Source organism: Hymenobacter sp. M1-2 (assembly GCF_057808495.1).
Map to the genome: position 1 here is coordinate 96,125 of NZ_JBTYZO010000024.1, position 7,175 is coordinate 103,299.

At 53.7% G+C, this 7,175-nt stretch carries 8 protein-coding genes; 2 read left to right on the forward strand and 6 right to left on the reverse strand.

What is annotated here, in order from left to right; genetic code table 11:
* Nucleotides 1-14 precede the first annotated feature (14 nt).
* Complete coding sequence (gene rlmN / locus ACYSMN_RS20640; protein WP_488925816.1) at nucleotides 15-1,082, forward strand: dual-specificity RNA methyltransferase RlmN; 1,068 nt, start codon at nucleotides 15-17, stop codon at nucleotides 1,080-1,082.
* Between the two features lie 139 nt (nucleotides 1,083-1,221).
* Here the strand turns inward: rlmN and ACYSMN_RS20645 are convergent, their stop codons facing one another.
* Complete coding sequence (locus ACYSMN_RS20645) at nucleotides 1,222-2,415, reverse strand: hypothetical protein (RefSeq protein ID WP_488925808.1); 1,194 nt, start codon at nucleotides 2,413-2,415, stop codon at nucleotides 1,222-1,224.
* A 170-nt stretch (nucleotides 2,416-2,585) separates the two neighbouring features.
* On the reverse strand, nucleotides 2,586-3,557 hold the full coding sequence (locus tag ACYSMN_RS20650; protein ID WP_488925809.1) for a YihY/virulence factor BrkB family protein: 972 nt from the start codon (nucleotides 3,555-3,557) through the stop codon (nucleotides 2,586-2,588).
* Between the two features lie 142 nt (nucleotides 3,558-3,699).
* Between ACYSMN_RS20650 and ACYSMN_RS20655 the strand changes: the two genes are divergently transcribed.
* Nucleotides 3,700-4,533, forward strand: a complete 834-nt coding sequence (locus tag ACYSMN_RS20655) for a hypothetical protein (RefSeq protein ID WP_488925810.1) — start codon at nucleotides 3,700-3,702, stop codon at nucleotides 4,531-4,533.
* Nucleotides 4,534-4,632: 99 nt separating this feature from the next.
* Here ACYSMN_RS20655 and ACYSMN_RS20660 read toward each other — a convergent pair whose 3' ends face one another.
* The 4 genes from ACYSMN_RS20660 to ACYSMN_RS20675 form a co-directional block, all read right to left on the reverse strand.
* The gene (locus ACYSMN_RS20660; protein ID WP_488925811.1) at nucleotides 4,633-5,364 is read right to left on the reverse strand and encodes a DUF3891 family protein; all 732 of its coding nucleotides are present in this window, start codon (nucleotides 5,362-5,364) and stop codon (nucleotides 4,633-4,635) included.
* Between the two features lie 104 nt (nucleotides 5,365-5,468).
* Nucleotides 5,469-5,753, reverse strand: coding sequence for a hypothetical protein (locus tag ACYSMN_RS20665; protein WP_488925812.1), 285 nt, complete (start codon nucleotides 5,751-5,753; stop codon nucleotides 5,469-5,471).
* Nucleotides 5,754-5,996: 243 nt separating this feature from the next.
* Entirely contained in the window at nucleotides 5,997-6,452 is a 456-nt protein-coding gene (locus tag ACYSMN_RS20670; RefSeq protein WP_488925813.1) for a hypothetical protein, read from the reverse strand.
* A gap of 157 nt (nucleotides 6,453-6,609) precedes the next feature.
* Nucleotides 6,610-6,993, reverse strand: coding sequence for a hypothetical protein (locus tag ACYSMN_RS20675; RefSeq protein ID WP_488925814.1), 384 nt, complete (start codon nucleotides 6,991-6,993; stop codon nucleotides 6,610-6,612).
* Nucleotides 6,994-7,175 lie beyond the last annotated feature (182 nt).

A 7,175-nucleotide genomic window follows, 5' to 3' on the forward strand; every position in this document is an offset into this window, starting at 1 on the left:
TCTTTGCGGCTATGATGATTGAACTGCCCGTAGTTTCCAAGCGCGATATCCGCAAACTCACGCCCGACGAGCTCAAAACCTTTATGGTGGAGCACGGCGAAAAGCCGTTTCGGGCCAAGCAGGTAAGCGAGTGGCTGTGGAAGAACACGGCCGGCTCGTTTGAGGAAATGAACAACATTTCCCTCGCCACGCGCGAGCTGCTGGCCAAGCACTTCGTCATCAATGGAGTGCAGGTCCAAAACCAGCAGCTCTCCAACGACGGCACCATCAAGTCGGCGTTCCGGCTCCACGACGGCAACATCGTGGAAGGCGTGCTCATCCCGCACGACACGCGCATGACGGCCTGCATTAGCTCGCAGGTAGGCTGCTCGCTCACGTGCAAGTTTTGCGCCACCGGCTACATGGAGCGCAAGCGCAACCTCGACGCCGCCGAAATCTACGACCAGGTGGTACGCATCCGCGAGCAGTGCGAAAAGCAGTACGGCACGCCGCTCACCAACATTGTATACATGGGCATGGGCGAGCCGCTGCTCAACTATGCCAATGTGGTGAAAAGCATTGAGCGTATCACCGCGCCCGACGGCCTGAATATGGCGCCCCGCCGCATCACGGTCAGCACCGCCGGGATTGCCAAGATGATCAAAAAGCTGGCGGATGATGACGTAAAGGCCAATCTGGCCCTGTCGCTGCACGCTCCCAACGACAACAAGCGCAATGAAATCATGCCCATCAACGAAGCCAACTCGCTGGCTTCGCTAAAGGATGCTCTCAAGCACTACCACCAGGTGACGGGCCGCAAAGTAACCTACGAGTACATCGTATTCGAGAACTTCAACGACACGCTCCAGGATGCCGAGGAACTGTTCCAGATTTCGAAGTGGATTCCCTGCAAGGTGAACCTTATCGAGTACAACCCCATCGAAAACGCTGATTACCGCAACACGGGCGAAGAAAAGCTGATGGCTTTCTTGAAGTACCTCGCCGACCGAGGCGTGCAAACCAACCTGCGCCGCTCACGCGGCAAAGACATTGACGCGGCCTGTGGCCAATTGGCCGTAAAGGAAAAGCCCGAAGCCGCGTAAGCCAGTGTTATGGCTACTAAAAAGGCCCTGCCTCAAATACATGAGGCAGGGCCTCTGCATTTCTATTTCGTGGTAATCGAAAGTAAGCGCCTTTGTGGTCGTAGATAAGGCTCCGCTCATTAGAGAACTGTCTCACTTCTCATTTCACTCGCCCGAATCGGTAAGCGACTTCGGCATAGGCGGGATAGATGCCTCCCACTTCACTGGCATACAAGAAGCCTAGGCTACCGCTGAACTGCGGGCCAGCCACGCGCAGTCCAAATAGGCCCGCGGCGCTTCCCCCGGCAACATACGTTTCGTTCAGCAGCGAAATACGGCGCGACACTCGTGCGGCCCCGCCCAGCACCACCACTGGTGTACTGCTCACCTCACCCTCCGCGAAGGCGTAGCCCAGGCCCAGCGTCAGGTTTTGGTCGGCGGAGCCGTAGGTGCCTACCCCGTAGCCCACGCCGAACGTGGTACCGAAGGCTCGCGAAATCAGCACGCCCGCACCCACGTGAAACTTCTCGCTGACTGGTACACTAAACTTAGGCGTAAGCGCCAGTAGGCCCTCGCTCAGGTCTTGGCCGATAGGCAACAAAGCGAGGGCACCCACCGAGAAATTATCCGTGACGCCGTAATTGGCTCCTAGAAAGATAATATCGATGCTTTGGACGTAGCCTTCGCCACGGCGCAGGTTGCGAGCCGTGGGCGAGAAGAAAACGCGCGTGCCGTTGCCAACCGGGTCCCAGCCGCGGCGCGCTTGCTCGGCCGTGAGCGGTAGCATCTGTCGAATATTGGCGCGCAGCAACCGCAAATGGCCTAGTTCCTTCGTGTCGAATTCCAAGGCCTCGGGGCTGGTGTCAGTGAGCGTGCCAATGAAAGAAGCACCGGAAAATACGTCTACGAAGTAGGCTTTTCCCACCGTTTCGGGCTGCTCAACCTCCGCTCCTATGGGCCCCGCTGGCCCCGTCGAAGGGCTAATTTTGCCCTGCGCTTTTCGACTCCGGTACAGTTCGTTTACCCGTTCCTCGACTAGTTGGTCGATGCCGCGAAATTCTGCTTCGGTGAACGGGCGGGTAACAGTGCGACCATCGCGCAATAGTGTGTAGAGGACGATGGCACTATCGGGGTCTAAGGCCCGCGTGAAACGCGCTTGCTGGAAGTCGTTGGCTGAGTAATACGGGAACAGGCCGAAGGTAGACTTCTCCTGCGCATCAATCAGCGGCCCAAGAATAGGGCTGGCGCTAACCACCCGTACGGTAGCGGGAACGTTCTGCGCCTGCCCCGCTCGGGTACACAAGAGTAGGCCCAAGAGCAGCAGAAACTTGCTGAAAAGTAACGGTCGAACCATACAGGTAGTGAGGAGAGAGGTTTGTCAAACCTATCACTTCGCCACCATTCCGCAGCACGTTAGCAAGGTAAATCGATGCAGTAATCAGACTTCCTGAACGGAGCTGATACCAACAAGAGTAAGTTGCTACGCTGCAAAATCAAGCGTATAGCTCGTTTATTATCTGACTTTTAAGCTTTCTTCCAGCGCCCGGTGGCGCGGGGACGGCCCGTGGCTATTTCTTCGCTGGTCTCGCCTTCTGGTACCTCACGGGTTTCGATGCGCACGGCGTGGGACTTGGGCTGTACTTTCTGCCCGAAAGCATCGGCGAATTCCTGGGTGAACTCGGCACCGAAGAAGATGATGAGCGAGGAGTAGTTAACCCATAGCAGCAGCACAATGGCCGACCCCGCCGCGCCAAACGCCGAGCCAGGATCAGACTTGGCGATGTAGAAGGCAATCAGGTATTTACCTACTAGAAACAGCAAGGCCGTAATAAAGGCCCCAATGCCGACATCGCGCCAGCGGATAATGGCATCGGGTAAAAAACGATAAATGAGCGCGAAGAGCAGTGTCGTGATACCGAGCGAAAGCGCCACATCGATGATGCGAATAAAGACTACTGCCACCTCTGGTAACAAACGCTGCAAGTAGCCGGTGAACACGCTGAGTACGGCACTAACTACGAACGAAATCAGTAGTAGCAGCGCCACGCTCAGAATGAGTCCGAAGGAGAGCAGCCGGTCCCGCACAAACTGCCACACGCCGCTGCGGGGCTTCACCTTCAAATTCCAGATGTCGTTGATGCTGGCTTGGAGCGTAACAAAGAACGTGGTGGCCGCGAAAATCAGCGTTCCAATCCCAATGATGGACGCGACGCCAGTCTTCTGCTGCTTGGTGAACTCCGCTATGGAATCTTGCAGAAACTTGGCCGAGTCGGTACCCACCAGCCCCCGAATTTGGCCGTAAATCTGGCCCGTTACGGCTTCGGCTCCATATACAGAGCTAGCCGTGGTGATGACGATGAGCAGCAGCGGCGGCAGCGAGAAAATGGTGTAGTAGGAGAGGGCTGCCGCGTGCCGGAAGGAGTTGTTTTCGATAAACTCATTGGCCGTAGCCTTGAGAATGTTCAGAATGTCGGATATGCGGTAGTGCGTGGCCATAAAGCAGCGGAGTCGGGGAATACCTGCGTAGTACGGTGGAGACGCGGCCGGCGTTTGGATTAGCTAGCATCTGTCCATCAGTTCCGTACCTTGGCCGTGCACAAACGCAACGGTTGTTTTCCTCACATTTTGCTGGTTAGCCATGAGCTTTTCGCGTCTTTCTTGCTTACTCTCAGCCTTGCTGCTGAGTGCCGCCGCCTGCGGACCCACCACTACCGACAAGTCTACCGCCGATTCGGCAAAGTCGGCAACCAGCGCGGCCGCTGATACGGCCAGCTACCCCGCGGCGCAAGGCTTCGACCAAGCTGGCTCCGATGCCCGCGCCCTGGCCCTCGCCGACAAAGTGATGCGGCAGATGGGCGGCTACGCGGCTTGGCAAGGAACCCGCCTGCTGGGCTGGGATTTTCTGGACGGTTCTTACCAACTCTGGGACAAACAAACCGGCGACTTCCGGTGGCAGAAAGACAGCCTTGTGGGCGTGTATAACTTAACCAGCAAACAGGGCAAGGTCTACAAAGGCGGGCAAGACATTTCGGCAACCCCCGACGGACAGAAGCTGCTGACCAATATGTACCCCATCTGGGTGAACAACTCGTGGTGGCTGCTGCTGCCGTTCAAGCTCAAAGATTCCGGCGTCACGCTCACCTACAAGGGGGCCGGTAAGCTTATGGATGGTACGCCCGCCGAAGTGCTCAGCATGACCTTCAAGGGTGTCGGCGTTACGCCCGACAACAAGTACGAAGTACTCATCAACCCCACAACCAACCTGGTGGAAGAATGGGCCTATTTCCCGAAAGCCACAGACGCTGAACCCGCCTTCCGCCGCCGCTGGGCCGACTATCGCCGCTACGGCCGCCTGCTGCTCGCCACCGACCGTACCGACGGCAAAGACGGCCGCCACCTCGACCACGTTGTAGCCCTGGATTCCGTGCCCGCTGGCGTGATGACAAACAAGGTGCCTGTGCAAAAACTGTAGCGCTGAAATCTGCTCCGCGTTTCACCACGCAGCTCAGTCGCGTTCGGCGGCGTCTGGCTGGCTACCAGAGTTTCCAAACCAGAAAATGAGCTGGCGTCTTTAGTGCTGGCGCAGTTCCCACGTCAGCGTCTCAACTGGGGCGCTACGTAGGGCTGCGGCCAGCTCCGCATCGTCTTGGAATTGCAACTGGCGCAGCACACTCATTTCTACGCTTACCGTGAAATTTCTCTGGCGAAATGGCCAGGGCTCTACTACTACTGCGCCATTGGGTTGGGGCTGAGAAACGTAGTAGGCCTGCCCATCAGAACCCGTGTAGATTTCGAGGGTGCGGCCCATTTCAGGCAACTCGTGCCGGCACAGAATCAGGCTGAGCCGGTCGCACCAGTGGAGCAGGTCGTAGGCTTGCTGGGCTTCGGCTTTTTTGAGGTGTAGCTCCTTCAGCCACTGCCGCTGGCAAGCTTGCTGCTCATCCAGAAACGTGTCTAGTTCTTGCTTCTCTCCACGCATGCCCTCGTAAAGTGTACTCAGGTGCATGCTGGTCAGCAAACTGCGCCAGCGCCCCTGGAACCGAGCAGCGTGCATCACGCGCGTGGCCTGTTCCAGCGAAAACTCCTTCATGGTGAAGTTGGCTGGCGCCCCCGCCGGCGTAATGCCATAGTGCCCGTCCCAGGTCTGCTGCTCATCGTCGTGCTGCGCGGTGGCGGCGAGTATGCCCACCCAGCGGTCTGGCGGGCCGAGCGGGGGCCAGTGCCAAGCCAGCTGCGCCGCCAGTAGCGCATGGGCTTGCTGATAGATGATTTGCCAGCCGTCGGGGGTATGGTTTACTATCATGATACGCTCTGAGTAGAGTTCCCGCAGAGGAACGCAGAGGACACGCAGAGGTTCGCGGAGAATGCCGTTAACGCACAAAAGGCCCGTCGGTGGAGACGTATGCGCTAGGTAGGCAAATGGAGGGAAACGTGACAGCCATACTTCTTTTCCATCCACAAGTCCAGGCCGTCCATGAGGAAGAAATAATATAAGTCGGACGCGAACAGCTTGGCTTTCAGGGGCCGCGCCACCCGCCGAATCTGGTTGTAAGGAACGCAGATGGTGGTGGGGGTGAGGGTGCTCTGCCGTTGCAGGTATAGGCCCTGCTCCGTGGTCCAGACGCAGAGCGGATACTGATTCCAGGCAACCCGCACTAAGGTTTGCGGCTCGTAGGACACCGGTGCGTCCATCCCATACTGTTTGTAGAGCTTCTTCCAGCCTAAGTGAAACCAATGGGAGATTGGCGGCTTCAAGACACTATGATAAACGGCATACAGCAGAGCTAAAGAGATTGTCCAATCGAAAAGTGGGGGCATAATACAAACAGGTGATGCGCAATGCATTAGTAAAGAAGGTAGTTTCTTCCTGCTATAAGACAAAGTTTCTTATGCAGTAAGTCAGTTCTTCGTTGAAACGACAAGATCAATCTGCTTCTATTTGCACCGATCTTGAATGGGTAATTTATTTATTATTCTGCTTGCATACGGCTGATCTATCCACAAATCTATTCCGTCGACGGTAAATATTCCAATTCCTGCTGAAAACCAAGATTTCCTAGGCTCTTCCACTAGTCTGATATTCTCATACGGTATATAAATAATGTTTTTAGAAATGAAAACAAGGTCTCTTTGTAAGTATACGCCCATAGCATCTAAGGCAATACTAGCGGTATCCATATATGTTATGAAGCCAACTCTAATGGAAGTTGACAATAAAGGCAAACTGATAGTTTTTTTGTGTAGAGAATATTTCGGCTCTAAACTTCCCCAATCTCCTCTAAAGGAATTTATTCTTATATTCTTTAAGATAAACCTGAGTCTGTAAGCTATAAACCCAAGGAATGCTATCGTCCATATGATGTCAAAGAATACTTTCAAAGCTTGGTTCATAAAGAGCACAGTTTGACCAATAGAACAGATATGATGAAATGGTGCCCATGACCACTTGCTCCACCGAATTAAAGCTAGTAATAGGAGTGTTTCGATCATATAAGACAGAAGGCTATTGTATAAGTGATACAAGTGATTGCTCCTGTCAAAGAATTTATCATGTAGGCAAATGGCTTATAATTTGTTCAGCATGAGGATTGTTTATCCACAAATCCACCCCATCAACGTAAAAAAGACCGTAAACGGGAATGCTGAAAACTAAGAATCTCTTGCTCTTGGGAGGATCTGCAAGTTTGAATTTACTATAAGGTATATGTACTGTATCGCGAGTGCCAAAATATTTCCGTTGTAGATAAACACCCCTGTCATCTAAGAAAATAAACATGTTATCAAAGTTGTACGTTTGTGAGCCTACGCGCATGGTTATGACAGTATGCTTGGCGGGCATTATTGTATTGGCAACTTTATAACGAGACAAGCTGCTCCAGCCTTTAAAGGAAACATTGAGCAAAGCATCTTTCCAGATGTAGCGATAAGACAAGTAGATGTATGTAATAGGGAGTATATAATTAAGAGCTATGTAGAGTATTTGTTTCATGCCATTAGTCTGTAAGCGATTTAATGTTTTTCATAATTTTATTCGTGTACTTTTCTTCAATCCATAGGTCGGTCGTGTAATGAGTGTATAGAAAGGCTATAGAGGGCTAAAAGAAGAAGTGAAAA